We start from the raw sequence: 24,172 nt of genomic DNA, 5'->3' as shown, positions 1-24,172 counted from the left end.
CCTCGGCGTTCGACGGTGGTGCGCCTCAACGCGGGGGAGCGCCGCCCACGACGGCGTCGACGAGGGCCAGCATGTCGACGGCGTCGAACTGCTCGCGGCTGAGGGCGCGCAGGATGACCGCCCCCACCAGGGCGTCGGCGGCGGCGTCGAGCCGCGGGCCCGAGACGCCGCCCATGGCCTGCGAGAGGCTCTCGACGAGAGGGGCAGCGAGGATCTCCGCGCGGAGCCGCCGGCCGGTTTCGGCGCTGCCGGCGGCCGCAGCGACGAGAGAGCGCAGCATCCCCTCGCCGTCCGCGCTCGCCCGCAGAGTGAACAGATCGGTGAGCCACGCAGCGAGATCGGTGCGCGGGTCGCCGGTGTCGGGGAGCTCGCGTCGGCCGCCGAGCAGGCGGCCCTCGAGAATCGCCTCCGCGATGACGTCGCCCTTGCTCGCCCACCAGCGGTAGATCGTCTGCTTGCCGACGCCCGCGCGTCGGGCGATGCCCTCGACCGTGAGGTGGTCGTATCCGCGTTCGACGAAGAGCGCCACCGCGGCGTCGAGGATCGCCAGACGCGCCGCCTCGCTGCGCACGGGTCCACTGCGCGGAAGAGTCATGTCACACATTCTGGACGATCGCGGGGCAAAGCGAGACGAGACGGTGCGTGTTATCTTTGCCCGGACTTGTCGGAGCCGACGGTGCTCCCTCGCGCGCACCGCACGAGAGGAACACCCCGCATGGCTGAACTGCTGCACCGCCTCGGAACATTCGCGGCTCGTCGCGCGTGGACGGTGATCGTCGCGTGGCTGGTCATCCTGGGGATCGTCGTGGGCGGGTTCCTCGTCGGATTCAAAGGCCTCAGCTCAAGCTTCGACATCCCGGGAACGGCATCCGGAGAGGTGATCTCCGAACTGCAGGGGGAGCTTCCTGATTTCGCGGGCGCCTCGGGCGCCGTGGTCTTCCGTACCGATGACGGCTCGCCCCTCACCGACGCGCAGAAGACCGCGATCTCGGCGCTGGTGACCTCGGCGGGTGACCTCCCCGACGTGGCCCGTGTCACCGACCCCTTCACCGCCCAGCAGCAGCTCGACGCGCAGCGGCAACAGGTCGTCGACGGCAGGCAGCAGATCGACCAGGCCCGAGCGCAGGCGGAGTCCGGTCAGCAACAGCTCGACGCCGGAAGGGCTCAGCTCGAGGCGGGACAGCAGAAGCTCGACGAGGCGAAGGCGCAGATCGAATCCGCGCCGCTCCCGGCCGCGCAGAAGCAGGCCCAGCTGACGGCCCTCGAGGCGCAGCAGCAGCAGATCGACCAGCAGCGGTCCGGCCTCGAGCAGCAGCAGACTCAGCTCAGCGACGGCCTCGCGCAGATCGACGCCCAACAGACACAACTCGATGACGGGTCGGAGCTGCTCGGCTTCGCGGATGCCATCCGCCTGGTCGCGGCGGACGGATCAACGGCCATCGTGAACGTCTCGTTCAGCGAACCCCGTCTCGAGCTCTCCCAGGCGTCCAAGGACGCCGTGGTCGAGCACTTCACCGCCGCGCCCGTCGACGGGGTCGAGGTCGCCTTCAACGCCGAGATCTCGCAGGGGGTCCCGGAGATCCTCGGCGTGGGCGAGGCGATCGGCGTCGCGATCGCCGCGATCGTTCTGATCGTCGTCCTCGGATCCCTCCTGGCGGCTTCGTTCCCGATCATCACCGCACTGGTCGGGGTCGCGATCGGCGCGATGGCCACGTTGTCTTTCTCGGGTCTGGTGCAGATGGCATCCGTCACGCCGATCCTGGGCGTGATGCTGGGGCTGGCCGTCGGCATCGACTACTCGCTCTTCATCCTGTATCGGCACCGGCGCCAGCTCCTGCAGGGCGCGGACGTCGTCGACTCGATCGGCCTCGCCAACGGCACCGCCGGTAATGCGGTGGTGTTCGCCGGCACCACGGTCATCGTCGCCCTCCTGGCGCTGAACATCACCGGCATCCCGTTCCTCGGGCTGATGGGGACGGCGGGTGCGGTGAGCGTCCTTGTCGCCGTGCTCATCGCCGTGTCGTTGACACCGGCCCTGCTCGGCCTCGCGGGAACGCGCATCCTGAGCCGACGCGCGCGCGGGCGACTCGTCGCCGCAGCGGCCGAAGCGCACCCTCGTCGGGCGGCCCGCGAGGGCATCGCGCCCTCGGACGTCCAGGAGCACCCTCGACGCGCCGCTCGCACGGGTGCCGTCCCGGTCGCCGCGGCCGGGGTGAAGCCAATGTCGACGTTCCGTGCCGTCGTCACGATGGTCGTGGCCACGATAGTCCTGCTGGTCGTCGCGATCCCCGCGCTGTCGATGCGCCTCGGTCTTCCCGACGGCGGATCGGAGGCCGAGGACTCGACGGCGTACAAGGCCTTCACCTGGACGGAGCAGGCGTTCGGTGCCGGTGCGAACGCCCCGCTGCTCGTGACCGCCGCCCTTCCCGGGGGAACCGCCGAGGACGAGGTGCGAGGTATCCAGCTCGACGTCGCCCGCGAGCTGTTCTCGCAGAACGATGTCGCCGCCGTCGCCCCGGTCGCGGTCTCCGACGACCGCACGCTCGCGGCGTTCCAGGTCATCCCGAAGGAGGGGCCGAACGCCGTCTCCACCGAACAGCTCGTGCGCGACCTGCGGGCGATCCCGCCCGTGGACGGTGACATCGACCTGGGGGTGGCGGGCGCCGCGGCGATCAACATCGACATCTCCGAGGGTTTGGCGAGCGTCCTGCCGATCTACCTCGTCGTGGTGGTGGGGCTGTCGTTCCTCATCATGGTGATGGTCTTCCGCTCGCTCCTCGTGCCGCTGATCGCGACCCTCGGGTTCGTCCTGTCGCTGTTCGCGACCTACGGCGCCGTGACGGCGGTGTTCCAGTGGGGGTGGCTCGGTGGCGTGCTGGGCGTGCACAACCCCGGCCCGATCCTGAGCTTCCTGCCGGTGATCCTGGTCGGCATCCTGTTCGGGCTCGCGATGGACTACCAGCTGTTCTTGGCCACGGGAATGCGCGAGGCGTGGGCGCACGGAGCGGCGCCGCGCGTGGCCGTCGCCCAGGGCTTCCGAGCCGGGCGCACGGTCGTGACGGCGGCCGCCATCATCATGGTGGCGGTGTTCTCGGGCTTCATCGCCTCGGACTCCGTGATCATCAAGTCGATGGGCCTCGGTCTCGCGCTCGGCGTGCTCTTCGACGCGTTCATCGTGCGGATGCTGCTCATGCCGGCGATCATGCACGTCCTCGGCGGGTCCGCCTGGTGGCTTCCGAAGTGGCTGGACCGGATCGTTCCCGATGTCGACGTCGAAGGGGCCGCTCTCGAGCGGCGCCACCCCGGGCATCACGGGTCCTGAGCACCCGCGGCCGGGCGGCGCAAGCCCCGGCTCCCGTGGGGGCGGAAGCAACAGGATGCCGGGAAGGACCAATTCCGAGGAGGACGACGATGACCGATCGTGAAGAGACGCAGGACGCCCCCGTCATGGACGGCGCCACCGACGCCGGCGTGGAGGAGAAGAAGGCCGGAGCGCAGCAGCAGCGCGCGGCGGACGCCGCCGTTCACGACGACGAGCCCGCGCAACAGGACCTGGAGGACGACCTCCGCAGCATTCGCGGATACGGCGAGGACCGCTAGGCGGACGACGGCTCCCGTCCGGAGCCGAGTGGGGGACGGGCTCGACGGGCGGGAGTCGTCGGGGACGCCGAAAGTGGCGTCATCCGCGCCGGCGATGCCGGGGCCGGGTACCGGCAGGCTACGCCGGTGCCTCACTCCGGTCGCGTTCTCTCAGGCGATACGAAGGCGGTCCCGCGGATTCTCGCGGGACCGCCTTCGTCGCTCGGGGGTTCAGGATGTCGTGGGGATCTCGCCCGCCGCGATCGCGTCGGCGTAGGTGCGGATGTCGGGGCCGGGCTCGTAATCGATGAAGCGATCCTTGATGCGCGCGTTGATCTGCGCGAAGGCCTCGTCCGACGAGATGCCCTCGCTGTCCCGGGCGATCGCGACGACGGCCTCGCGCAGGACGGCGTCGGCGTCGTCGAGGATCTTCTGGCGGGCGGGTTCGTTCCAGCGGATGTCTGAGATGTCCATGGCCACACGGTACGGTCGGCGCCCTTCCCGCGATCCCGGGCTTGTGTCGCACGAGCCGATGTGCGCGGCAACCCGCCCGTATCGTCGTCCCGAGCGCGACACGATGGGGATATGACGAGGGATGCCGTGACGACCCTGCCGCAACGAGTGCGCGTCGCCGCGCGCGATGCCGGGTGGTGGGCGCAGGACTACGTCTACGCGGTGCGGGCGCAGGCGCGCGCTCTGCGGGATCGTGGTGCCCCCGATTCCCTCGCCGCGGGGGAGGGCACCCCGATCGTCCTGCTTCCGGGCATCTACGAGACCTGGCGGTTCATGGAGCCGCTCGCGCGTGCCCTTCACGACCGCGGCCATCCCGTGCACGTCGTGACGGAGCTCGGCGGTAACCGTCGGCCGATCGCCGAATCCGCCGGGCGCGTGGCGGAGCTGTTGATCGCTCGCGGCCTCGATGACGTGCTGCTCGTCGCGCACAGCAAGGGCGGGCTCATCGGCAAGCACGTCATGGCGTTCAGCCCCGCAGGCGCTCGCGTGAGGGGGATGGTCGCCGTCGCCACTCCGTTCGGCGGGTCGCGCTACAGCAGGCTCATGCCGACCCCCTCGCTGCGCGCCTTCGCCTCGGGTGACGCGACGATGCGCGCGCTCGCCGCCTCAGCGGACGTGAACACTCGCATCGTCTCGATCTTCGGCCCGTTCGACCCCCACATTCCCGAGGGGAGCGAGCTCGCGGGGGCGAGGAACATCGTCCTGGCGCGCGGCGGGCACTTCCGCGTCCTGGAGGATCCGCGGGTGATCGCCGAAGTGTTGCGCGCCGCGGAGTGAGCGGTCGGTTCAGCGCCCTCCGCCGCCTCCGCCGCCCATTCCGCCGCCCGAGAAGCCGCCGCCGAACGAGCCGCCGGAGAAGCTCCCCGACCCACTCGTCGTCGCCACGGCCGGGGCGCTCGCCGTGTGCAGCGACCCCATCATGCCCGTGAAGGCCACGGGCGAGAACCCGCTGCCGCCGCTGTACCACCCCAGATCCGCGCCCGCTTCGCGAACGCGGGTGTCGAGGGCCTCGGCCCACTCCTTCTCCACGCCCCACACGACCGCCCAGGGGAGGAGCCGTTCGTACAGGTGCAGCACCTGCGTCCGGTCACCCGGGTCCATCGAGGTCCTCTCGGCGCCTTCCGGGCTCTGCAGGACGCGGAGGCGATCCGCTTCGGCGAGGCTCAGGTAGTCGCGCAGGCCCCGAAGGTGATCGCGTGCCGGGGCTCCGGCATCCGTGATCCGATCCCGATAGCGCAGGACGACGAAGGCCAGGATGCCGAGAACCACCGTCGCGGGGATCGCGACGATCTGCCACCAGGCCGGTGCACTGCCCGCTGCAGCGAGGATCAGGGCGGCCACCGAGATCCCGAAGGCCAGGACGACGATGCCCGCGGCGAGGATCGCGGTGCCCGGTCTCTGCTTCGCGGTCCAGCCGCGCGAGCGGAGCTCCGCCGAGGCCGCGGCCGGCAGCCGCCGCAGAGCGAGGGCGACATCCTGACGGGCGGGCCCGGGCTTCACTCGTTGCCCGGCGGCGGGGGCGTCGCCGAAGACGGCGCGGACGACGGCGGCCCGAAGCGGTGTCGCCCCCGCGTCGTCGACGAACTCGAGCTCGAGCGAGCCGGGTTCCCCCGGTGTCTCGATGATGCGCAGATGGCCCGCGATAGCCGTGTCGAGAAGGGCGGCCGGGATGCCGGCACCCGACCGGTGCACCAGTTCGGCGCCCTCGATCACGTCGACTCCGGAGGGCGGCCCGTACTCGGGAACGATGATGCCGCGTCCGTCCGCATCGCGACCGCGCCGACGAGCGGCGGCGGCGACGCCGACCCCCGCGAGGCCGATCCCCACCGCCGCGATCGAGCTGCCGGCCAGCGCGGGGGCCGCGTCGACCGAGAATTGCTCGAGGGGTGTTCGCACCACCTCCCCGGGAATGAACGTCCCGCGGGCGAACCCGATGGCGACCGTGACGTTCTCGCCGGGGCCGAGCGACTGCTCCTGCGACGAGAACACGACGCCGGCGGCGCCGGATCCGCTCGCGATGTCGCACCGACGGTCCGATCCCTCCGAGCCGACGTAGCAGGCGGCCGCCCCCTCTCGCAGGAAGGGGACGAGCGCCGCGTCGACCGACAAGCGCACCGAGACCGCGCCGAAGGGCTGCTCCCACTGCGTGCCGTTCACGTCGCGGTAGAACTCATCGGCGTCCGTATCCGCGAAGGAGCGGATGGTGTCGCGCTGCGTGTAGGAGATCACGTACGTCTGCACGCCACGGACGTAGGAGTCGTCGCCGGTGAGCACCCTCACCTCGCGGCGGTCGGACTCGACCTCGAAAGGAACTGCCGCGCCCGCGGCGTCCACGACCGAGACGACACGGGTCTGCAGGGGCACCCCGTCGTAGTCATCGGGTATCGACCGGATGATGCCGCGGTTCTGGTCTTCGTCGGGGAACCGCGCGACGAGCGTTTCGGTCACCGCGAGCTCGGCGTGACCGTCGGCCGCCCGAGTGAGCGTCATCTGCGCGTCGAAGGAGTCGAAGGTGAAGTCGCTCGTATCGGCCGAAGCGGGACGAGGCGATGCGAGCGCGATGAGCAACGCCAACGCGACGATGGCGACGGCCGCCCACGAGCGGCGGACCCGGAAAGGCGAGGAGGCGAGGCTCGGCATGCTCAGACGCTATCCGGCCGCCCGTTGCGAGCGGATCCCCCCTGCGGCGGAGTCTGGTGCGCGGTCGAGGGAACGCAGCGCTCAGGCCGCGGCGCTGGGGGTGGCCGCCGCGACCGTCCGAAGGATCGAGGGCGCGGCAACAGGGGGAGCGAACAGCGCACAGCAGGAGCGGCCCGAGACCTCGCAGGCATCGGCGACGGCGCATCGCATGCGCTGGAGGAACGCCGTCACGGCCACCGTCTCGCTCTCGGACATCCCGCGGGTCGCCTGCATCATGCGCGCGTGCATCGACCGGAGGGTCTCGCGCATCTCCTCGTCGGCGTGCGGGGTGGCGGTGATGACCACCTTGCGGCGGTCGGAGGGGTGCGGCGTGCGCCGGAGGTGCCCCGACCGCTCGAGCCGATCGAGCAGGGCCGTCACGGACGCCGTCGACACTCCGAGATGGCGGGCGAGGTCGATGGGGGTGACGTCCCGGCCCGCGCCGCTGGCCCTCGCGAGGAAGCGCAGGACGAGGAGTTCGTTCTCGCCCATCGACATGGAGTCCTGAGTGCGGCGACGCATCGCCATCTCCGCTGAACGGTACGCGCGCATCGCCTCCATGACGCGCGCCCCGCGCTCGTTTTCGACGCTGTCGCTGTACCAGTACGACGGAGGTGCCGCGTGCTCGCTGGACATCGATCTCCTAATATCTCGCTTGCCTATTCGCTAGTCTACCTAGTAAGTTCATCAGTGAGCAACGAGCAGAGGGGTACATCATGGCGAAGCTCTACTACGGCACGACGACCGAGCCGATCCGCATCGACGACCGCATGTTGGCGCACGTTAAGGTGGTCGTCGCCACCAAGCTCCGCCGCGGTGAGAGCTTCACGCTCTCGTGGGTGCACGGCGCCGACGAGCCGGTGGGACGATCGACGATCTGGCTGCAGCCGTCCATTCCTCTGCGGTTCGTCTTCGACTCGGAGCAGCCGGAGGCGCTCGACCAGAACCTTCTCAAGCGCATGGCCAACGATGCCAACTCCTCGCGCGGCCTCAGCCTCGACATCGCCCTCGAGGAGCCCGCGGAGAAAGTCGTCCCGCCGCGGGTGTCGGCCTCTGCGTCGAAGTCGACGCGTTCCCTCGTCCGCGCGGCGTGACTCCTTCTGCGCCGCACGCGTCCAACGGGGCGGTCGTCTGGTCACGGGTGGACGCCGACCTCTGTGTCGCCACGCGCGATGGCGACTTCGCCGGGTACGTCGATCGCCGCTCCCTCGGGACGTTCCTCGCCTTCGACCCGCACGGGCGGCACATCGGCACCTTCGCCCACGCCGATGCGGCGCGGTCGGCATTGGGCGGCCACGCCCGGGATCGACGCGAGAACCCGGCCGTCCGCGGGATGCAGTTCCTCCGCGAGGTCAGCCGCAGTGCGACGATCGCCAGACTCTTCAGGGCGCAGTCATGACCGAAACCCCAACGTGGGACGCACCCACGGGACGGTCCGCATCACCGACCCGGGGGATCCTCCGGTTCCCGGTTCTCGGTGACGTCCTCGCCTGACCGGTCGACGGGCCCCCGCGCCGCGGGTTCTTTTCGAACGAGCAGAACGGCGACCGCGAAGCAGACCCCTCCCAGGGCTCCGAAGATCAGTCGGGGCCCGGTGGGCGAATCGGCGGGGAAGACCAGGGTCGGGGCGGCCAGAACGGCCATTGCGACGACGCAGAGCACGAAACCCATCGGACGTGGTGATCGCGAATTCATCGGACCCCTCCGGATGCTGACGTGACGCCAGCCTAGACGAGTGCCGGGAGGAGCGGCGTGGACAGACGCGAGTCGGGGCCATTCCCGACGTCACGGGGGCTGGCCCGCGCGCAACGCTGACCTCTTCCGTGAGGTCGAGGCTCTCCCCGCCGGAACGAGCTCATCGGCCGGCGTTCACGGAGGGACACCTCTTCGCCGAGGCTGAGTGGCCATCGATGACGGGTGCGCGCGATCGAAGCGATAGGGTGGCCGAGCCCGTTGCAGGAGGAGCCGATGACCGAAACCGCCGAGCGGCCCCTCGCTCGGGCGCAGGGGCTCCGAAGCGCACCACCCGCCCTCGCGGCGACGATCGGCGGTTCGGCCGCTTTCGTCAGCGCTGCGCTCATCTGGATATGCCGCCTCTGGGAGCCCGGTGTGCAGTACGTGAGTCAGCTCGGTGCGACGGCGATGCCCACCGCGCCCCTGTTCAACACGGCGCTGCTTCTGCTCGCGATCGCCACGGTCCTGCTCGATAGATCGCTCGCCGGGCGGGGCGAAGGTTACGGTGCCGGGTGGCCCGTCGCCACGACGCTGCTCGTGTGCGGGTTGTGCTTCGCCGTGGCATCCGTCGTCACCTGCTCGCCCGGATGCCCCATTCCTTTCACCGAGGGCGCCCTTCCCCAAGACCTGATCCACATCTCCTTCGCCGTCCTCGGGTTCCTGTCGGCGATCGTCGCCATGGGACAGGTTGCCGCGAGGCCTCGGCGTCCCTGGATGCGCGCGGCCTCCGTCTTCACGCTCGTCGCGGTCGGTGCCACATCGCTGACCGGCGCGATGATCGCTCTTTCCCGTGGTGACACGGTGCTCGGCGGCAACCTGGAGTTCGCCGCCGCGACGCTCGCCATCGCGTGGTTCGGGGTCTGGGGCCTGCAGGTCGCCTCTGACATTCGGCGAAGCCACCCGGATGTGTTCGGCGTGCGCGCGTGAGTACCCCAGGAGATGCGTTCCGGCGACTGCGGCGCATCGCGGGGTGGCTTGCACCCCTGGCCGCATTCGCCGTCATCCTCGCGGTTGTCCGGTCAGCGGGCGTACCGCTGACACTCCCCGGCATCGTGCTCGCGATCATCCTTCTCGGTGTCGCGCGCCTGTTGATCGGACGAGCTCGCCGTCATCGGCGCGACCGCTCCGTCACACGTCCTCGGGGCTCTCGACGAGTCCCCACGCGTGGGCCGCTCGGATCGCACTCGACCGATCCGACGCCTCGAGCTTCCGGTAAAGACTCCGCAGCTGCGTCTTGACCGTATTCGGGGAAACGGAGAGCTCGCGGGCGATGACGGCGATCGTCGCCGACGGTGTGAGGTGGTCCAACACCACCTTTTCGCGGGTGGTGAGTTGAGGCACGCTCGCCGATGACACGAAGTAAGACGCGCGCGCTTCGATGTGAGCGCGCGACGTGGACGACAGCGTCTTCGCGACCACCGCGCGGTCTTCTGGTGCCAACGCGCTCCAGGGGCTCCACAGATCGTGTCGGATACTCAGCGCTTCGGCGCGCTCCAGGGTGGGGCGGCGGGAGGCGGCCCCACGCAAGCGCACCTCGGCCACGATACTGACGACGAGGCTCTCGAGAGTCGTGCGTGGGGAGGGCTCGTGCTGGCGGCCCCACTTGATGCTCAGGACGAAGGCGTCGTGCGCTCGCCCGGCGTACAGCTGAGACAGCGCGATGGCGGGAGCGGTGAGGGGGGAGAGCATGAACGGGCCCTCGAACAGGGCGAGAGCGTCCCGTGCTTGCCGGAGCGCGATGAGCACTTTCGCTCGCGTCGTCAGGAGAAGCGTCGACTGGAAGTGCGAGGGGGGTGTGCTGCGTATTGCTGTCGTCCACGTGCGCAGCACTTCGAGCGCGTCGGATGCGGCGCCCGACACGAGGAGCGTCAGGACGTGGGCCGACGCCGCGTAGGGCCACAGTTCGCGAGCCGCGGCGGTGGAAGACAGGGCGTCGAAGAGCGGGCGCGCCTCTTCCGCTTCGCCGGCCTCGAGGAGGACCCACGCGGACGCCAGTCGGAGGCCTTCACCCCAGGGAGACGCCACCCAGGTGTCCGAGCACTCCGCCTCGACGAGTGCTCGCGCGGTGCGCACGTCACCTTCGAGCAGAGCAATGACGGCGAGGGCGCCGCGCGCCCGCAGCCGCTGCGCAGGTAGCGCCGTCTGCTCGGCCCGTGACATGCACTCGCTCGCCGCGCGCAGCTGCCCCATGGCGAGGAAGGTCATCGCGACCTGATACCACCCCTCGGCCTTCGTCTCGAGTTTGAGATCTCGCGCGCGGCCGAGGGCGTCGGCAAGCATGTCCGACGCTTCGGAGGCGAGTGCGAATCGCCCCGCGGCGCGAAGAAGACTCACACGGATGATCAGGGCGTCGGGGCGGCCCGCTGTGACGCTCGAGACGTCGGACAGGCGGTTGAGAGCGGAGGCCACGAGCGAGGGTGTCTCTGCTGACACAGCGGTCTCGGGGTCGAGGGAGAGCAGCGCCTCGACGACCACCGGAGCTGAGGACGCGCTCGATCGGAGCCGCGCGAGGGCGCTCGAAAAGCCGTCGGCGCTGCGCGCCCAGACCTCGGACCCCGACCTGCGCAGGATCCCGGCCAGGGTCGTCCACTGTCGCGCGTCCGCGGCGAGCCGGGTCGCCAGCAGGGACTCGCCGTTCGACACGAGATGCTCGAGCAGCCGGAGCCGGGCTGCGGACACCCGGGAAGGCTGCTTCGCGGCGATCTCCTGGAACCACCGCTCGCGAATCGGCTCGGCCAACAGCGCGCGCGTCGTGCCGGGCCAGACCACACCCGCGCTCTGGAGCCGATCGAGAAGATCGGGGGTGGCCCCATTCTGCGACTCGACGCCGAGGGCGCGGGCGAGGGGCTCGGTGACGTAGGGGGCGAGAGCGAGGAGGCGGAGATCGTCCGTGACCGGTGCGCCCAATCGCGCCTCCATGTCGCGGGTGAGCGCGGCGCTCGCGTAGGCGGCCGCCGTGGCGGCTTCGCCGCGCGTGTGGAGGGGGAGGCCCTCCAGGCGGAGCCGAGTGCTGGCCAGCTGGACGAGGGCGGGCCACCCGTGCGTGAGTGCGGCGAGCTCGTCGGTGGCGGTGTCGGTCGACTCGACCCCGTTCACGGCGAGGACCGATGCGACCTCTTCCCGGGTCATCAGCAGGTCTCCTGAGGGGAGCGCCTGCACATCGAATTCCAGTGCGACGAGGGGATTCTCGAAACCCGTCGGCTGACGGGTGGCGACGACGATTCGAAGGTTGCGGTCGGCGCGCAGCAGATCGAGCAGATGGTGGGTCGAAACCCCGCGTCCTTCGACGTGATCGTCCACGAGGAGAACATGGGAGGCGGGCCCGTCTGCGAATGCCTCCGCGATATGCGGAAGGGATTCCGGCGAGGTGAGGGCGCCGTCGATGAGCTGTACGCCATGCTCGGTGTCCGAGGCAAGAGCGTCGGCGAACTGGCGCAGCAGCGCGGTCTTCCCCACGCCGGTCGGTCCACGGAGCAGGACGACATCGGTGCGCAATGCCGCTTCGAGACGGCCCAGCGCCTGTGGACGCGGTGCCCAGAACCGGCTCGTGCGGCGGGCGGCTCGAACGCCGATCACCATGTCATCTACACCGATCAACATCGGGACCTCCAAGAGCGAAAGGACTGCCGCCCTTCTGAGGTGGGGCTGCGGTCGACGCGGTGAACTCCCACCCCGTCGAGAAGATCCTGCGGGTTTTGCGCACGATGGTCGGACGAATCTCGCAGGTTTCATCCCCCGCGTCATCCCCGATTCACCCCCTCCGCATCACCCTCTCGGGCCGGTACGTCCTTCGCCTGGTCGCTCGCCGTTCTCGCGTCAAGAGCGGCGTCGCCTCGCCGTGCTCGGAAGAGGGGGCGTTGGGTGAGCCGTCGTCGGTCGTCCGGGTGATGCCGCGGGTGAAATATTTGCCGTCTCTCGTGATCCGCGTCCGATGCACGGTGGCCTCCCGGCGCTCTGATCAGGGGAGTGGGCGGGCGCGGGGGCGTGGTGCCGCCCCGGCGCCGGCGCCCCTGGGCTGGTGCGCCGCGCGGGGGCGGGTACGCGGGAATGACCGGCTCGGGCTCCATTCCGGGGGCTTCGCTCTCTGCGCGGGGCGCGGGCGGTCGGGTGACGACACGAAGACTGCCTGGCGCGTTCCACCTCCGGCCGCCCGTCCTCCGCCCGCCTCGATCCCCACCATGGGGGTCGCGCCCACCGGCCGGGCATGTATGCATGTTCATGTGAGCGTTGACTTCCGATCAAGCTGGTCTCATGAACGACGCGCCCGACCCCTGGACAGAGTTCGCCCGCGAGTTGGGCGTGCGCATGCTCCGCGCCCGCGCCGAGAAGCAGATGTCTCAGGAGCAGGTCGCCCACGAAGCGGGGCTCGCGACCTTCACCTATCGGAAGCTCGAGAAGGGGGAGTCCAATCCCGGGACCGCCGCGAACCCGCGTCTGCGCACCTTGGTGGCCCTGTCGGATGTCCTCGGGATCGCTTTGCCCGACCTGATCCCCACCCCGCCGAAGGGGCTCCCGCCCGGACGGTGACGGCGGTGTCGGAGGTTCGCGATGTAATGCGTTCGTGCCCACCAGTGTTCGGTTCGCCGCCCGCGGCGACCCCGACGGAAAGGTGTCATGCATGACTCGGCAGTCTCGCGCCAAACGGACCTCCGGTGCCCGAAGGTGTGCCTTCCGCTGGTGCGTCACAGAGCACGGCTCGACCGCTCATCCCGACGACGAAGATCACCGCAGCGCAGGCGTCGGAGTCAGCGCGAGGGTGCGAGACGCGATGGGGTTCGGCCCCGGCCTCCTCGCGGAGGTGGAGATCGGTCTGCTGCGACGGACCACCGATGCCGAGACGTGGGTGATCGTGGAGACCGGGATCGGGGCGTCCGTTTCCCTCCCGGTCAGCGCGGTCCGCGAACTCGCGATCGGTCTTCAGGAGGAGGGGGAACTCGTCGCCCTCCTCGCTCCCGAACCCGAGACCCACTGATCTCCTGCGCAGGAAGGACAGCGCGCCGACGGCGGAGGCGTCGACGGGACCGTTCGTCGGTCCGCGACGAGTCAGCCGCGGCGGCCGAACGTCCTGCGCACGATGCGCAAGAGGCCGAGGAAGCCGAACAGGCCGACGACGGCGCCCAGGACGGCGAACAGGGTGATGGACCCGCCGAGGACCGGCCCGCCCCCCGCGATCACCAGGACGACGGCGAGGACCACGGCGGCGATCGAGACGAGCGTGGTGGCGATCTCACCCGTCGCCCGGCCGAGGATGCCGCTGACGTCCTCGCCGTCGGCGCTGCGCAACGTGATCCCGATGGATCCCTTCTCGACACCGGTGAGCAGGGCGTCGAGGCGACGGGGGATCTGCTCGAGGCGAGCGAGGGCGATGACCGTTTGCGCCTGGAGGTCGGTGGCCATGCGCTTGACCGACACCGTCCGACGAAGGAGGCTCGGCATGAGTGGGAGCGCTCGACCGACCATGTCGAAGTCGTCGACGATGACGCGCAGGCACCCCTCGAGCGTGGCGAAGCTCCGGAAGGCCGAGGCGAGTTCGCCGGGCAGAGCGATGTGGTGCTGGCGGATCACGTCGACCATCCGCGTGAAGATCGATCCGTGCCCGCTGGTGCGCAGGTGCTCGGTGGTGAGGACCACTCCCACGTCGTGTCGGAAGGCGTCGAGGTCGGCGTCGTCGGGGACATCGACGATGAGGAGCAGGGCGTCCGTCGCCGCGACGTCGTTCTCGCTGAGGGCGGCGAGGAGGAAAGCCGTCATGTGCTGACGTCGACTGCGCTCGATGACGCCGACGGCGCCGAAGTCGATGAGCCCCAGGGTCCCGTCCCTCTTCAGCAGCACGTTGCCGGGATGGAGGTCCGCGTGGAAGACCCCGTACACGAGGATCTGCTCGAGGACGGTCGCCATGAGCGTCTCGGCGAGGCGATCGCGCTGCGACGGATCGAGGTCGGCGATCAGCGGCGCCGCGTCGCTCAAGGCCGTTCCGTCGACGAGACCCATCGTGAGCACGCGTTGGCCGGACGCGTCGGAGAAGATGCGCGGAACGCTCACGAGCCCGCGGCGTCCGGGTTCGGCGCGATCGATCAGTTCGAGGGTCGAACCGATCATCTGCGTGTTGCGGGCCTCGATGCGGTAGTCGAGTTCTTCGAGGAGGGTGGTGGTGAAGCCGCGGGCGACCGATTCGATGCGGAGATCGCGTCCGACGCGTGTGCGCGCCTCGGCCCGGTGCGCGAGGCGGCCGATGATGTCGGCATCCGCCTCCACCTGCGCCCGCGCGGCGGGCCGCTGGACCTTGATGACGACGTGGGTACCGTCGAGCAGCCGCGCGCGGTGTACCTGTGCGACGGAGGCGGCGGCGAGGGGGACCGGGTCGACCTCGGCGTAGACCGCATCGATCGACTGGCCGAGGTCGCTCTCGATGACCGCGCGCACCGTTTCCCAGGGAAGCGTCGTCGCGCTCGTCTGCAGGGAGGCGAGGGCGCTCAGATACGGCTCGGGAACGAGGTCACGACGGGTCGAGAGCACCTGGCCGAGCTTGACGAAACTCACCCCGGCATCGTTGATCGTCGCCACGATGGCTCGCGCCCGTTCCTCCGAGGTGCTCAGTTGCTCCTCGACGCGCGCGCGGCCGCCGTGGAAGAGCCACCCGACCCCGTGCCGAGAGGCGATCGCGAGGATCTCCAGGTACCGCCGGGTCCGTTTGCGCTGGCGGAGCGCTGCCCGCACGACGTCGATCGGATTCGGGAGGGGGCGCGTCGGGAAGATCGCCTCGCTCGCCACGAGGGCGGCGACGCCGAGGGCGAAGACCCATGCCAGCGAGAGCGCGATCAGGCCCGCCCAGATCCAGCCGTCCTCCGCGGGAATGGATGCCGAGGAATCGGGGAACCCGGTCTGTCGCAGCGTCCATCCGGCCGAGGGGACTCCCAGGAGGAAGACCAGCAGACCCACGACGATACTGCGCGGCCAGCCCACCGCCGTGCCGAGGACGCGACGCGCGACGAACCCGACGAGGAGCGCCGAGACGACGGCGGTGATCGAGATGAGGAGGCTGGCCATCACGTGGTCAGCGTAGCCGGGCGAGGCTCAGGCGATCCGGGCGAGCCCGCAGCGGTGGCAGGCCCACCAGGCTGCAGAGCCTCGCTGGACGGGTTCGGTCACGCCCCCGCAGGACGCGCAGGCGGGGGCGAAGCCCGCGATCTCGTCGTCGCCGTCATCCTGAAACACGGGTCGGTCGCCGGAGGCCAAGATGGACATGAGTTATTTTGACATGCGCATGTGCGGGCACCTGTGTTATCCACAGGCCGCTGCTCAGAAGATCCCCGACACCTGCTCCCACAGGATCGCGACGACTGGTCCGATCTCGCCGACGCGCTGGGCCGATCCGAGCACGACGGCGACGAGCGGGAAGGCCGTCACGGCCAGCGCCACGAGAACGCTTATGACCGCCAGCGTCCATGCGGCGGGTGCCCGGTGCCGCGTGATCGCGAGGGCGAGAAGCCCCGCGATCACGACGGCACCGACGACGGTGACCGCGAGGACGCTGAGGGCGGGGAAGGGCACGATACCGGCTGTGCTCGCCGTCGCCCCGCCGAGAAAGCCGACGAGTGGCAGGTACAGCGCCAGCGCGATGATCGCGACGGCGCCGGCCCCGACTGCTCCCGCGATGACGCTGCGCCGCGATTGCAGCAGGGTCCCGCTCGAGGAGGAACGAAACATGGGGAGCCTCCGTTCGAGGGACGGGCGGATCACTTCCGGAGGTCGTGAAACGTCTTCTTCGCGCGCTTCTCCGCAGCCGCGGCAGCCTTCTTCGCCGCCTTGTGGCGACGCTTGCGGGCGCGCGGGTCGTTCCACAGTCGGACGATCTGGTGGCCGACGGACTCCCGGTTCTTCACCTGGACGCGCGGGGTCCGGGTGCCGACCGCGTAGGCGATCAGGGCGACGGCGCCGATCACGATGAGCTTGTTGCGCATGGCATCCTCCTTGTCGTCGAGGATCTCGATGCACTTCGCCGGGAGGGGGCCCTCGGCGCGAGATCCGTCACCAAGGAGACGTGGCGAGCGGCTGATTCGTCACGCGCCGTGGAGGAAAGGTCGACGGCGCCGACGTCTGTCATCGCGCGCGCGGGGCGCGACGCCCTTCGGAGCAGACGCGTTCACGTTCAGGCGGACCGTGTCCGGGTCAGGGGCGCCCCATGCCGTGATAGGTCCAGCCGGCATCGCGCCACGCCGCCGGGTCGAGGCAGTTGCGTCCGTCGATCACGACGCGACCTCGCGCGAGCGAGGCGGCGTGCTTCGGGCTCAGCTCGCGTCGGTACTCGTCCCACTCCGTCACGACGATGACCGCGTCCGTGTCGCGGAGGGTGGCGTCCAGGTCGGTGTCGTAGGTGAGCTGCGGGTGCACCCGTCGCGCGTTCTCGATCGCCGCGGGATCGGTCAGGGTGACCTGGGCCCCCAGCCCGTGCAGCCGAACGGCCACATCGAGCGCGGGAGAGTCGCGGATGTCGTCGCTGTGCGGCTTGAAGGCCGCTCCCAGTACGGCGATCTTCGCTCCAAAGACGCTTCCGCCGAGAGCGGTCGTCGCGAGCTCGACGGCGCGGTCCCGGCGGCGGAGGTTGATGGCGTCGATCTCGCGGAGGAAGGCGACGGACTCGCCGCGGCCCAGTTCTTCGGCCCGGGCGGAGAAGGCCCGGATGTCCTTGGGGAGGCACCCTCCGCCGAACCCGATGCCGGCTCCGAGGAAGCGGCGCCCGATGCGGGCGTCGTGGCCGATGGCATCGGCGAGCGTGGTCACATCGGCCCCCGTCACCTCGGCGATCTCGGCCATCGCGTTGATGAAGCTGATCTTGGTGGCGAGGAAGGCGTTCGCCGCGACCTTGACCAGCTCGGCCGTGGCGTAGTCGGTCACGATGAAGGGCGTTCCCTTCGTGATCGAGGGGTGGTAGACCTCGCGCAGAATCTGTGCGGTGCGCTCACCCTCCGCCGTCGGAGAGCCGTCGATCGAAGGAACGCCGGCGACGAGCCGATCGGGGTCGATGGTGTCCTGCACCGCCCAGCCCTCGCGCAGGAACTCCGGGTTCCAGACGAGCACCGCGCCGCGCTCGGACACCCGGGGTGCCAGACGGGCGGCGGTGCCGACCGGAACGGTCGACTTGCCCGCGACGACGTCGCCGGGGGCGAGGAAGGGGAGCAGCGCGTCGACGGCCGCATCCACGTAAGTCAGATCCGCAGCGTGGCCGCCCGCCTGTTGGGGTGTACCGACGCCGATGAAATGCACCGCGGCACCTCGAGCCGCCGACATGTCCGTCGTGAACGAGAGCCGTCCCGAGGCGATCCCCTCGGTGAGGATCTGCTGCAGGCCGGGCTCGAAGAACGGTGCTTCTCCCCGCGAGAGCGTCGCGATCTTGCGCTCGTCGACGTCGATGCCCACCACGTCGTGGCCGATGGAGGCCATCGCCGCCGCGTGAACAGCTCCCAAATATCCGCAACCCACGACAGACAGACGCACGATCAAAGCCTTTCAGATATCCGCGGCGAGAACCGACGGCGACGGTCCGGAAACCGGAACGGGGTGGTGGCGACGGTCACGCCGCGGTCTCGCCGGGAGCGAGTGCCGCGCGGGCGGTCTTGCCGAGGATGACGAAATCGCCCAGGAGGGTCCAGTTTTCCACGTACGACAGGTCCAGCCGTACGGACTCCTCCCAGGACAGGGAGGACCGCCCGCTGACCTGCCAGAGGCCGGTGATGCCGGGCTTGGCGAGGAACCGCCGGTGCACGTGGTCGGCGTAGACCGCCACCTCCGAGGGAAGCGGGGGGCGCGGTCCGACCAGCGACATCGAGCCACCCACCACGTTGAAGAGCTGTGGAAGCTCGTCGAGGCTGAACTTGCGCATCACCCTGCCGATGGGGGTGACCCGTGGATCGTTCTTCATCTTGAACAGCACTTCGTTGCCGGAATCCCGCTGCTGCGCGATCAACTGTGCGCGCAGCTCCTCGGCGTTGACGACCATCGAACGGAACTTGAACATGGTGAACTCGCGGCCGCGGAAGCCGACGCGGGTCTGGCGGAACAGGACCGGCCCCTCGCTCGACAATCGCACGGCGATGGCGAGGAAGAGCAGCAGGGGGCTGAGCAGCACCACCCCGAGGCTCGCCGCGGCGAGGTCGACGGATCTCTTGAGAAAACTCTGTCCCCTCGAGAATTTCGGCGTCTCGACGTGGATGAGGGGGAGACCGGCGACGGGCCTGGTGTGCAAGCGCGGCCCGGCGATGTCGACGATGCTCGGGGCGAGCACGAGGTGCTGGCGACCCGCCTCCAGGCTCCACGAGATCTCTTTGACCTTCTCGGCGGGCAGCTCGTCGGCACTGGTGATGGCGACCGTGTCGGCCCCGGTCGCGGCCAGGGCCCGCGACACGTCGCCGACGTGTCCCATGATCGGAATCTCCGTGCCGGGGATGGTGTCGGCCGTCTTGGCGTGAGGCACGCACGCGCCGACGACGCGGTAGCCGGCGCTGGGCGTGCGGGCGAACTCTCGCGCGAGCTGCGTCACCGAGGGGAGTGAACCGACGAGGAGGACGTGCGCGGAGTACCGACCGCGGGACCGTTGCACGACGAGCCACTGCCTCCACATCCATCGGGTGAAGCAGAGGACCAGGATGCCGGACGGCAGGCTGACCAGTAGGTAGCCGCGGGCCACGTCGATCTGGGTCAGGAAGGCGATGATCGCCACAGCGCCGAACAGGCGGAAGCTGGCGTCGGCGATGCGCACGTACTCGGCCGAGCCGGTGCCGATGACCCGGTCGCTGCGGGACTCGACGAAGGCGAGCGCCCACATCCACGTGACGATGAGGATGGCGGAGAAGGCCCAATACGAGAGATCGCTGATGCGGCTGTCGCTGCCCGCGGCGAGTTGCGCATTCCCGAGGCCGAACCAGAGCAGCTGGGTGCCGTAGACGACCCAGACCAGCGCGGCGAAGTCGGTGAGGACCAGATTGCGCCGGTACCGACCGCGCCAGCGGTCTTTCACGTGCGACGGGGGAGGTGCCGTCACCGGTGTCACTCCGGCGGAGACCTCGGTCGGTACGGTCCGGGATGCCGGGGCGGTGGCACCGACCGGATCCGCATCTGCGGAGGACGCGCCGGGGCGCAGGTCGGACATCGCCATGTGTCTTCCTCCCCCCATCCCACGCGCACGTGGGAGCCCTCCCGCGAACAGTAACAGGCGAAATTCACCCGTCAAGTCACCCTTCATCTCTTGTCATACGGAGGAAACCTGAACGATAGGCGTGTGCAATTCACCTGGCGGGTGACGTGTTGGTCAGGTAAGGGCGTTCCTCTACACTCGGGCGCGGATCAGCCGAACTCGGCTGCCGCGAGATCGTGCCGCACGGTGGGGTCGTCACACCCCGTCCGAAAGGTTCCGATGCCACGAGCCTCGTCGTCGACTTCTCGCCCTCGTCGGGTGCAGGCCGGCCTCGTCGTCGCGATCGCGATCGCCGCCGTGGTGGTCTTGGCGGTCGGCGGCGTCTTCGCTTTCGCCCTCTTCCGTCCGGAGCCCGCGGCGACGTCGGCACCGACACCGCCCCCGTCGTCGTCGGCGACGACTGCTGCACCTTCCCCGTCGGCCTCGCCGACCGTGACGATCCCGCCGCCCCCGTCACCCGTCCCATCGTCACCCGCGGCACAGGCATGCGAGGGGTCGTCGACCCTCATGACCATCTGGGCGCACCCCGACGACGACATCATCTTCGCCAACCCGACCATCTCGGACGCCATCGCCACCGGTCGGTGCGTGCGGACGGTGTTCGTGACCGCGGGCGACGCCGGTAAGGGCCTGGACTACGTGGCGGCGCGGGAGCTCGGCATCCTGCGCGCGTACAACGCCATGCGCGGCAAAGACGGGGAGTGGGATGCCGCCGAGATCACGCTCGGCACGGGAATGCAGGTCCGGCGGCTCGTTCCGAAGGACGATCCGCGCCTGTCGGTTCTGTATCTCCGCCTCCCGGACGGGAACCTCACCGGCGAGGGATTCGACGCGACGGCGCACGCGACCCTGAGCAAGCTCTACGACGGAGCCGCGGGGACCCTCGCACCCGTCGACGGGGGACCGGCCGTGACCCGCGATCAGCTCATCGCGTCCGTCCGGGAGCTGGTGTCGGCATTCCACCCGGAAGGGACGCTCACCCATATCCCGCGTGGCAGCGCCTTCGCCCCCGGGGACCACCCGGATCACTCGGCGGTGGGAACCCTGATCCGCGACTCACTGACCTTCGACGCGGCGGTGGGGCCCGGCATCCGGTACTTCGTGGGGTACCCCTCCGAGAACCTGCCGGCGAATCTCGAGGGCGCGGTGCTCGACACCAAGGTCGACACCTACCGCATCTACACGCAGCAGGATCAGGTGGTCCGGTGCGCCGATCGCAGCGCGTGCCTGAAGACCCGGAAGTTCGGCCAGTGGCTGCAACGGTCCTATCCGAAGGCCGAAGCCGACCTGCAGATGGGGTGAATCGGTCCCGATGCCCGAACTCAGGAGTCGGCGGCGAGGGATTCCTCGACGGCCGCGCGGGCCTCACGCTCGGCGATGATGTCGACGAAGTCCTTGACGGGAGCTTCGGCGTACTTGTCCACCGCGACGACGGCCTCTTCGTGAACCACCTCCGGCTGGGCGTCGGGGAAGCGCGCCTGGACGCGCTCCTCGACTCCGGCGACCGTCTCGTCCTTGTCGAAACCCTCGTTGCGCTTCGTCATGGTCCGGATCCTCAGTGCTGGTAGGTGCCGTGCAGGATCGCCCGCCCCAGCGTCTTGAACGCCAGATTGAACGAGACGACGGCCGGGGAGGCATCCGAGTCGACGCCGAGCGTCTCCTCGCCCACGGCGTGCACGACGAAGAAGTAGCGGTGGGGCTGGTCGCCCTGCGGGGGAGCCGCCCCGAGGAACCCCTTCTCGCCGCCGTCGTTGCGAACGTGGAAGGCCGCGCCCGGGAGCTCTCCGGAAGCGGCGCCCGAGGCCACTTCGCGGACATCCGCCGGAACGTCGACCAGGACCCAGTGCCAGAAGCCGCTCGGGGTCGGCGCGTCGGGGTCGAAGCCCGTGATCACGAAGGACTTGGTGCCCTCCGGGACCTCCGACCACGCCAGGTGCGGGGAGGTGTTGCCCTTGTCGGCGACCTGGGCGTCCTTCAGGGGCTGACCGTCGGCGATGTCGTCGCTGGTCACCGCGAAGGACGGCACGGACGGAAGGAGCGGGTACGGATCGGGGGTCTGCGGTCGGGAGAGATCAGCCATGCAGGCACGCTAGAACCGCCCGGTGGCCGGGGAGCAGGGCTTGCATCCCGGCCCGACGCCGGATAGCGCTCAGCCGTGCAGGCGGAGAAGAGAGTGCGCGGTCTCGCGGCACCCCTCGGGAGCAGGAAGGCCGTAGTCGTTCTCGACGACCGTCCGCAACTCCGCGGCCAGTTCATCGACCGAGGGCCTTGTGTCGAGTGCCTCGAGGATCGGCAGGATCAGGTCGTCGTACTCGTCATCGGGCCAGCCCTGACCGATGTGGTGGACCCCGATGGGATCCCACTCGTTGAGGACGGCGCGGATGCGCAGGGCTACGGGCGACAATGACCGCGGCGGTGTGGACGTCTGCATAGGGCGAGTGTCGTCACCCTCTCTAGGTGCGCGCTGAGGATCGCCGATGCGTACGGTGCGCGGCGTCCTCATCGCGCCGCCCGTGTGGGAGCGTGATCCGCCGATCGGTTTCACCCCACCCCGCCGGGTGGCGGGGCTGCGGGGTTTCGGATCCGGAAACCGGCACCGTCGCGATAGCGTCGGAAGGCGCCCGAGGGCGAGGGGGAACCCGCAATCCGTCGCCGGGGGGCGAAGTACAGGACGGAGTCGCCGTGAGTGACATCGACGAGCCTTCGGGCGCCGATCAGGCACCCGTCGACTCCGCGGCACCGCGTCGCTCCGGGATCTCCCGCAGAGCCCTCGTGTTCGGCGGCATCGCCGTGGGCGGCCTCGCCGCGCTCGGCGGCGGCGCGCTCGTCTACCGCGAGATCCGTCGCTCAGCGCCGCCGGAGGGGACCTGGGTGAAACTTAGCCCCATCGTCCCGGTGCCCGAAGCCTCACCGCGGCCCGTGTCACCGGCCTCCGAGGAGCCGGGAAGCGACACCACGGTGGCGGTCTGGGCGCACGCCGACGATGACATCATCTTCGCCAACCCGCACCTCGCCGGAATCATCGGCTCCGGTGCGACCCTGCGCACGATCTTCGTCACCGCCGGTGACGCCGGCCGCGGCCTCGATTACGCGAAGCAGCGCGAGGCCGGCATCCGGGCCGCGTACGACGAGATGCGCGGCAGCACGCAGCCGTGGAACACCGCCCAACTGACCCTCCGGAGCGGTGCACGCGTCACCCGATTCGTGCCGTCCGATGACCCGCGCCTGTCGATCACGGTGCTGCGCCTCCCCGACGGCAACCTCAGCGGAAAGGGGTTCGCGACCACGGGCGAAGCGGGACTCACCCAGCTCATCAACGGCACGGTCCCCGCGCTCGCCCCGATCGACGACGGGCCGACGCTCGACGCGAGCAGACTGGCCGAGACGGTCGCCGAGCTCATCCACGCGGGTCGCCCCGACCACATCACGACCAACATCCCGCACGAGAGCGCCTTCGCGCGCGGCGACCACCCCGACCACTCGTGCGTCGGCTCGCTCGTCCGCGCCGTCGCCCCCGTTTCGGGGATCGCCCCGGAAGCGGTCACGTACTACATCGGGTATCCCTCGCAGCACGAGCCGGTCAACGTCGAGGGTGACGCTCTCGATGCAAAGGTCGACGTGTACGCCACCTACGCCGCCCAGGACCCGGTGGTCACGTGCGACGGCGCCGCCGCCTGCCTCGCGCAGCCGGGGTTCGGGCAGTGGCTGCGTCGTTCGTACGGAAAGACCGAGGCCGAGCTGCGCCTCACCTGACGCCTCGCGGTTCGAGGCGGGTCAGCGTCGCGAAGCGGGAGAGCCCGCGCGCTCCGCGATGAGAGCGGCCTCGACCCGGGACGAGACCGACAACTTGCTCAGGATCGAGCTGACGTGGTCTTTGACCGTGGCGGAGCTCAAGTGCAGCCGGCGCCCGATCTCGGCATTGGAGTCTCCGGTGGGGAGGCACTCGAGCACGTCGCGCTCGCGTTCCGTCAGGAGAGCGACGCGGCGCGCGGCGTCGAGGTCGGGGCCGCCCGAGAACCCGTCGACGAGGGTTCGAGAGACCTCCGGAGAGAGCACGACGCCGCCGGCCGCGAGAGAGCGGACCATCGCGGCGAGGTGTTCCGGGTCGGTGTCCTTGACGAGGAAACCCGTCGCGCCCTCTCTCAGGGCTCTCGCGATCGACTCGTCCGCCGCGAACGTCGTGAGGATGCCGACCACGGGCGGATCGTCATCGCCTCGCACCTCGGCGAGGATCTCGAGGCCGGTAAGTCCCGGCATCCGGATGTCGAGGAGCACGACGTCGGGGCGGAGCGCGCGGATCGCGTCGAGCGCGTCGGGGCCGTCGACGGCCGCGACGACCTCGATGTCGTCGGCGGCGTTGAGGATGAAGGCGAAGCCGGAGCGGACGAGGGCCTCATCGTCGACGACAACAACCCGGATCACGCCAGTCACTGTACGCCGATACGACGAAGCCGCCCCGCGGGATACGGGGCGGCA

The 24,172-nt window shown here is 70.0% G+C and carries 24 protein-coding genes; 10 read left to right on the top strand and 14 right to left on the bottom strand.

Annotated features, from left to right (window positions below; all coding sequences use genetic code 11):
* Nucleotides 1-25: 25 nt before the first annotated feature.
* Entirely contained in the window at nucleotides 26-595 is a 570-nt protein-coding gene (locus tag AB6V31_RS12585) for a TetR/AcrR family transcriptional regulator (protein ID WP_369366022.1), read from the bottom strand.
* A 120-nt stretch (nucleotides 596-715) separates the two neighbouring features.
* Here AB6V31_RS12585 and AB6V31_RS12580 point away from each other — a divergent pair, with 120 nt between their 5' ends.
* Complete coding sequence (locus AB6V31_RS12580) at nucleotides 716-3,322, top strand: MMPL family transporter (protein ID WP_369366020.1); 2,607 nt, start codon at nucleotides 716-718, stop codon at nucleotides 3,320-3,322.
* 89 nt (nucleotides 3,323-3,411) lie between these two features.
* The gene (locus AB6V31_RS12575; protein WP_369366018.1) at nucleotides 3,412-3,600 is read left to right on the top strand and encodes a hypothetical protein; all 189 of its coding nucleotides are present in this window, start codon (nucleotides 3,412-3,414) and stop codon (nucleotides 3,598-3,600) included.
* 210 nt (nucleotides 3,601-3,810) lie between these two features.
* On the opposite strand, the gene AB6V31_RS12570 is transcribed toward AB6V31_RS12575, so the two are convergent.
* The gene (locus AB6V31_RS12570) at nucleotides 3,811-4,053 is read right to left on the bottom strand and encodes a hypothetical protein (protein ID WP_056226351.1); all 243 of its coding nucleotides are present in this window, start codon (nucleotides 4,051-4,053) and stop codon (nucleotides 3,811-3,813) included.
* A 111-nt stretch (nucleotides 4,054-4,164) separates the two neighbouring features.
* On the opposite strand from AB6V31_RS12570, the gene AB6V31_RS12565 reads away from it, so the two are divergent.
* Nucleotides 4,165-4,869 carry an esterase/lipase family protein gene (locus AB6V31_RS12565; protein WP_369366016.1) on the top strand — a complete coding sequence of 235 codons (705 nt, stop codon included), beginning with the start codon at nucleotides 4,165-4,167 and terminating at the stop codon, nucleotides 4,867-4,869.
* Nucleotides 4,870-4,878: 9 nt separating this feature from the next.
* Here AB6V31_RS12565 and AB6V31_RS12560 read toward each other — a convergent pair whose 3' ends face one another.
* Nucleotides 4,879-6,732 (bottom strand): DUF2207 domain-containing protein, encoded by a 1,854-nt coding sequence (locus AB6V31_RS12560; RefSeq protein ID WP_369366014.1) that lies wholly within the window; start codon nucleotides 6,730-6,732, stop codon nucleotides 4,879-4,881.
* An 81-nt stretch (nucleotides 6,733-6,813) separates the two neighbouring features.
* Nucleotides 6,814-7,407 (bottom strand): MarR family winged helix-turn-helix transcriptional regulator, encoded by a 594-nt coding sequence (locus tag AB6V31_RS12555; protein ID WP_369366012.1) that lies wholly within the window; start codon nucleotides 7,405-7,407, stop codon nucleotides 6,814-6,816.
* 80 nt (nucleotides 7,408-7,487) lie between these two features.
* Here AB6V31_RS12555 and AB6V31_RS12550 point away from each other — a divergent pair, with 80 nt between their 5' ends.
* The 3 genes from AB6V31_RS12550 (at nucleotide 7,488) to AB6V31_RS12540 (ending at nucleotide 9,432) form a co-directional block, all read left to right on the top strand.
* Complete coding sequence (locus AB6V31_RS12550; RefSeq protein WP_268103277.1) at nucleotides 7,488-7,865, top strand: hypothetical protein; 378 nt, start codon at nucleotides 7,488-7,490, stop codon at nucleotides 7,863-7,865.
* 47 nt (nucleotides 7,866-7,912) lie between these two features.
* Nucleotides 7,913-8,170, top strand: coding sequence for a hypothetical protein (locus AB6V31_RS12545; RefSeq protein ID WP_369366009.1), 258 nt, complete (start codon nucleotides 7,913-7,915; stop codon nucleotides 8,168-8,170).
* A gap of 569 nt (nucleotides 8,171-8,739) precedes the next feature.
* The gene (locus AB6V31_RS12540) at nucleotides 8,740-9,432 is read left to right on the top strand and encodes a DUF998 domain-containing protein (RefSeq protein WP_056226368.1); all 693 of its coding nucleotides are present in this window, start codon (nucleotides 8,740-8,742) and stop codon (nucleotides 9,430-9,432) included.
* A gap of 201 nt (nucleotides 9,433-9,633) precedes the next feature.
* On the opposite strand, the gene AB6V31_RS12535 is transcribed toward AB6V31_RS12540, so the two are convergent.
* Entirely contained in the window at nucleotides 9,634-12,105 is a 2,472-nt protein-coding gene (locus tag AB6V31_RS12535; RefSeq protein ID WP_369366007.1) for a LuxR C-terminal-related transcriptional regulator, read from the bottom strand.
* 651 nt (nucleotides 12,106-12,756) lie between these two features.
* Between AB6V31_RS12535 and AB6V31_RS12530 the strand changes: the two genes are divergently transcribed.
* Both AB6V31_RS12530 and AB6V31_RS12525 read left to right on the top strand, forming a co-directional pair.
* Nucleotides 12,757-13,032, top strand: coding sequence for a helix-turn-helix domain-containing protein (locus tag AB6V31_RS12530; RefSeq protein WP_056226374.1), 276 nt, complete (start codon nucleotides 12,757-12,759; stop codon nucleotides 13,030-13,032).
* Nucleotides 13,033-13,273: 241 nt separating this feature from the next.
* Nucleotides 13,274-13,477: a hypothetical protein gene (locus AB6V31_RS12525; protein WP_074696459.1), complete on the top strand. Its 204-nt coding sequence runs from the start codon at nucleotides 13,274-13,276 to the stop codon at nucleotides 13,475-13,477.
* A 71-nt stretch (nucleotides 13,478-13,548) separates the two neighbouring features.
* On the opposite strand, the gene AB6V31_RS12520 is transcribed toward AB6V31_RS12525, so the two are convergent.
* The 5 genes from AB6V31_RS12520 to AB6V31_RS12500 all read right to left on the bottom strand — a co-directional run bounded on the left by AB6V31_RS12520 (nucleotide 13,549) and on the right by AB6V31_RS12500 (nucleotide 19,657).
* Nucleotides 13,549-15,552: an AarF/ABC1/UbiB kinase family protein gene (locus AB6V31_RS12520; RefSeq protein ID WP_056226380.1), complete on the bottom strand. Its 2,004-nt coding sequence runs from the start codon at nucleotides 15,550-15,552 to the stop codon at nucleotides 13,549-13,551.
* 252 nt (nucleotides 15,553-15,804) lie between these two features.
* Nucleotides 15,805-16,212 carry a hypothetical protein gene (locus AB6V31_RS12515; protein WP_056226387.1) on the bottom strand — a complete coding sequence of 136 codons (408 nt, stop codon included), beginning with the start codon at nucleotides 16,210-16,212 and terminating at the stop codon, nucleotides 15,805-15,807.
* A gap of 29 nt (nucleotides 16,213-16,241) precedes the next feature.
* Nucleotides 16,242-16,466 (bottom strand): hypothetical protein, encoded by a 225-nt coding sequence (locus AB6V31_RS12510; protein ID WP_056226389.1) that lies wholly within the window; start codon nucleotides 16,464-16,466, stop codon nucleotides 16,242-16,244.
* 208 nt (nucleotides 16,467-16,674) lie between these two features.
* Nucleotides 16,675-18,000, bottom strand: coding sequence for a UDP-glucose/GDP-mannose dehydrogenase family protein (locus tag AB6V31_RS12505; protein WP_369366004.1), 1,326 nt, complete (start codon nucleotides 17,998-18,000; stop codon nucleotides 16,675-16,677).
* Between the two features lie 76 nt (nucleotides 18,001-18,076).
* The gene (locus tag AB6V31_RS12500; protein WP_369366002.1) at nucleotides 18,077-19,657 is read right to left on the bottom strand and encodes a sugar transferase; all 1,581 of its coding nucleotides are present in this window, start codon (nucleotides 19,655-19,657) and stop codon (nucleotides 18,077-18,079) included.
* Between the two features lie 546 nt (nucleotides 19,658-20,203).
* Here AB6V31_RS12500 and AB6V31_RS12495 point away from each other — a divergent pair.
* Nucleotides 20,204-20,998 (top strand): PIG-L family deacetylase, encoded by a 795-nt coding sequence (locus AB6V31_RS12495; RefSeq protein WP_369366001.1) that lies wholly within the window; start codon nucleotides 20,204-20,206, stop codon nucleotides 20,996-20,998.
* Between the two features lie 20 nt (nucleotides 20,999-21,018).
* On the opposite strand, the gene AB6V31_RS12490 is transcribed toward AB6V31_RS12495, so the two are convergent.
* The 3 genes from AB6V31_RS12490 to AB6V31_RS12480 form a co-directional block, all read right to left on the bottom strand.
* On the bottom strand, nucleotides 21,019-21,240 hold the full coding sequence (locus tag AB6V31_RS12490; protein WP_056226394.1) for a three-helix bundle dimerization domain-containing protein: 222 nt from the start codon (nucleotides 21,238-21,240) through the stop codon (nucleotides 21,019-21,021).
* Nucleotides 21,241-21,251: 11 nt separating this feature from the next.
* On the bottom strand, nucleotides 21,252-21,776 hold the full coding sequence (locus AB6V31_RS12485) for a YbhB/YbcL family Raf kinase inhibitor-like protein (RefSeq protein ID WP_056226397.1): 525 nt from the start codon (nucleotides 21,774-21,776) through the stop codon (nucleotides 21,252-21,254).
* Between the two features lie 69 nt (nucleotides 21,777-21,845).
* Entirely contained in the window at nucleotides 21,846-22,127 is a 282-nt protein-coding gene (locus AB6V31_RS12480; RefSeq protein ID WP_056226400.1) for a hypothetical protein, read from the bottom strand.
* A gap of 251 nt (nucleotides 22,128-22,378) precedes the next feature.
* Between AB6V31_RS12480 and AB6V31_RS12475 the strand changes: the two genes are divergently transcribed.
* Nucleotides 22,379-23,449, top strand: a complete 1,071-nt coding sequence (locus AB6V31_RS12475; RefSeq protein WP_056226403.1) for a PIG-L family deacetylase — start codon at nucleotides 22,379-22,381, stop codon at nucleotides 23,447-23,449.
* Nucleotides 23,450-23,470: 21 nt separating this feature from the next.
* Here AB6V31_RS12475 and AB6V31_RS12470 read toward each other — a convergent pair whose 3' ends face one another.
* Entirely contained in the window at nucleotides 23,471-24,118 is a 648-nt protein-coding gene (locus tag AB6V31_RS12470) for a response regulator transcription factor (protein WP_056226408.1), read from the bottom strand.
* Nucleotides 24,119-24,172 lie beyond the last annotated feature (54 nt).

Source organism: Microbacterium sp. 16-032 (assembly GCF_041079455.1).
In the GTDB taxonomy this organism is placed as follows: domain Bacteria; phylum Actinomycetota; class Actinomycetes; order Actinomycetales; family Microbacteriaceae; genus Microbacterium; species Microbacterium testaceum_A.
This window is presented reverse-complemented; position numbering and strand designations above follow the sequence as displayed.

What these genes read in the sequence shown, in the direction of transcription:
- AB6V31_RS12485 (WP_056226397.1), bottom strand. Translation starts at nt 21,776, where the DNA reads ATGGCTGATCTCTCCCGACCGCAGACCCCCGATCCGTACCCGCTCCTT.
- AB6V31_RS12560 (WP_369366014.1), bottom strand. Translation starts at nt 6,732, where the DNA reads ATGCCGAGCCTCGCCTCCTCGCCTTTCCGGGTCCGCCGCTCGTGGGCG.
- AB6V31_RS12510 (WP_056226389.1), bottom strand. Translation starts at nt 16,466, where the DNA reads ATGCGCAACAAGCTCATCGTGATCGGCGCCGTCGCCCTGATCGCCTAC.
- AB6V31_RS12540 (WP_056226368.1), top strand. Translation starts at nt 8,740, where the DNA reads ATGACCGAAACCGCCGAGCGGCCCCTCGCTCGGGCGCAGGGGCTCCGA.
- AB6V31_RS12535 (WP_369366007.1), bottom strand. Translation starts at nt 12,105, where the DNA reads ATGTTGATCGGTGTAGATGACATGGTGATCGGCGTTCGAGCCGCCCGC.
- AB6V31_RS12550 (WP_268103277.1), top strand. Translation starts at nt 7,488, where the DNA reads ATGGCGAAGCTCTACTACGGCACGACGACCGAGCCGATCCGCATCGAC.
- AB6V31_RS12565 (WP_369366016.1), top strand. Translation starts at nt 4,165, where the DNA reads ATGACGAGGGATGCCGTGACGACCCTGCCGCAACGAGTGCGCGTCGCC.
- AB6V31_RS12480 (WP_056226400.1), bottom strand. Translation starts at nt 22,127, where the DNA reads ATGCAGACGTCCACACCGCCGCGGTCATTGTCGCCCGTAGCCCTGCGC.
- AB6V31_RS12575 (WP_369366018.1), top strand. Translation starts at nt 3,412, where the DNA reads ATGACCGATCGTGAAGAGACGCAGGACGCCCCCGTCATGGACGGCGCC.
- AB6V31_RS12525 (WP_074696459.1), top strand. Translation starts at nt 13,274, where the DNA reads ATGGGGTTCGGCCCCGGCCTCCTCGCGGAGGTGGAGATCGGTCTGCTG.
- AB6V31_RS12515 (WP_056226387.1), bottom strand. Translation starts at nt 16,212, where the DNA reads ATGTTTCGTTCCTCCTCGAGCGGGACCCTGCTGCAATCGCGGCGCAGC.
- AB6V31_RS12530 (WP_056226374.1), top strand. Translation starts at nt 12,757, where the DNA reads ATGAACGACGCGCCCGACCCCTGGACAGAGTTCGCCCGCGAGTTGGGC.
- AB6V31_RS12500 (WP_369366002.1), bottom strand. Translation starts at nt 19,657, where the DNA reads ATGGCGATGTCCGACCTGCGCCCCGGCGCGTCCTCCGCAGATGCGGAT.
- AB6V31_RS12585 (WP_369366022.1), bottom strand. Translation starts at nt 595, where the DNA reads ATGACTCTTCCGCGCAGTGGACCCGTGCGCAGCGAGGCGGCGCGTCTG.
- AB6V31_RS12495 (WP_369366001.1), top strand. Translation starts at nt 20,204, where the DNA reads ATGACCATCTGGGCGCACCCCGACGACGACATCATCTTCGCCAACCCG.
- AB6V31_RS12570 (WP_056226351.1), bottom strand. Translation starts at nt 4,053, where the DNA reads ATGGACATCTCAGACATCCGCTGGAACGAACCCGCCCGCCAGAAGATC.
- AB6V31_RS12580 (WP_369366020.1), top strand. Translation starts at nt 716, where the DNA reads ATGGCTGAACTGCTGCACCGCCTCGGAACATTCGCGGCTCGTCGCGCG.
- AB6V31_RS12490 (WP_056226394.1), bottom strand. Translation starts at nt 21,240, where the DNA reads ATGACGAAGCGCAACGAGGGTTTCGACAAGGACGAGACGGTCGCCGGA.
- AB6V31_RS12555 (WP_369366012.1), bottom strand. Translation starts at nt 7,407, where the DNA reads ATGTCCAGCGAGCACGCGGCACCTCCGTCGTACTGGTACAGCGACAGC.
- AB6V31_RS12520 (WP_056226380.1), bottom strand. Translation starts at nt 15,552, where the DNA reads ATGGCCAGCCTCCTCATCTCGATCACCGCCGTCGTCTCGGCGCTCCTC.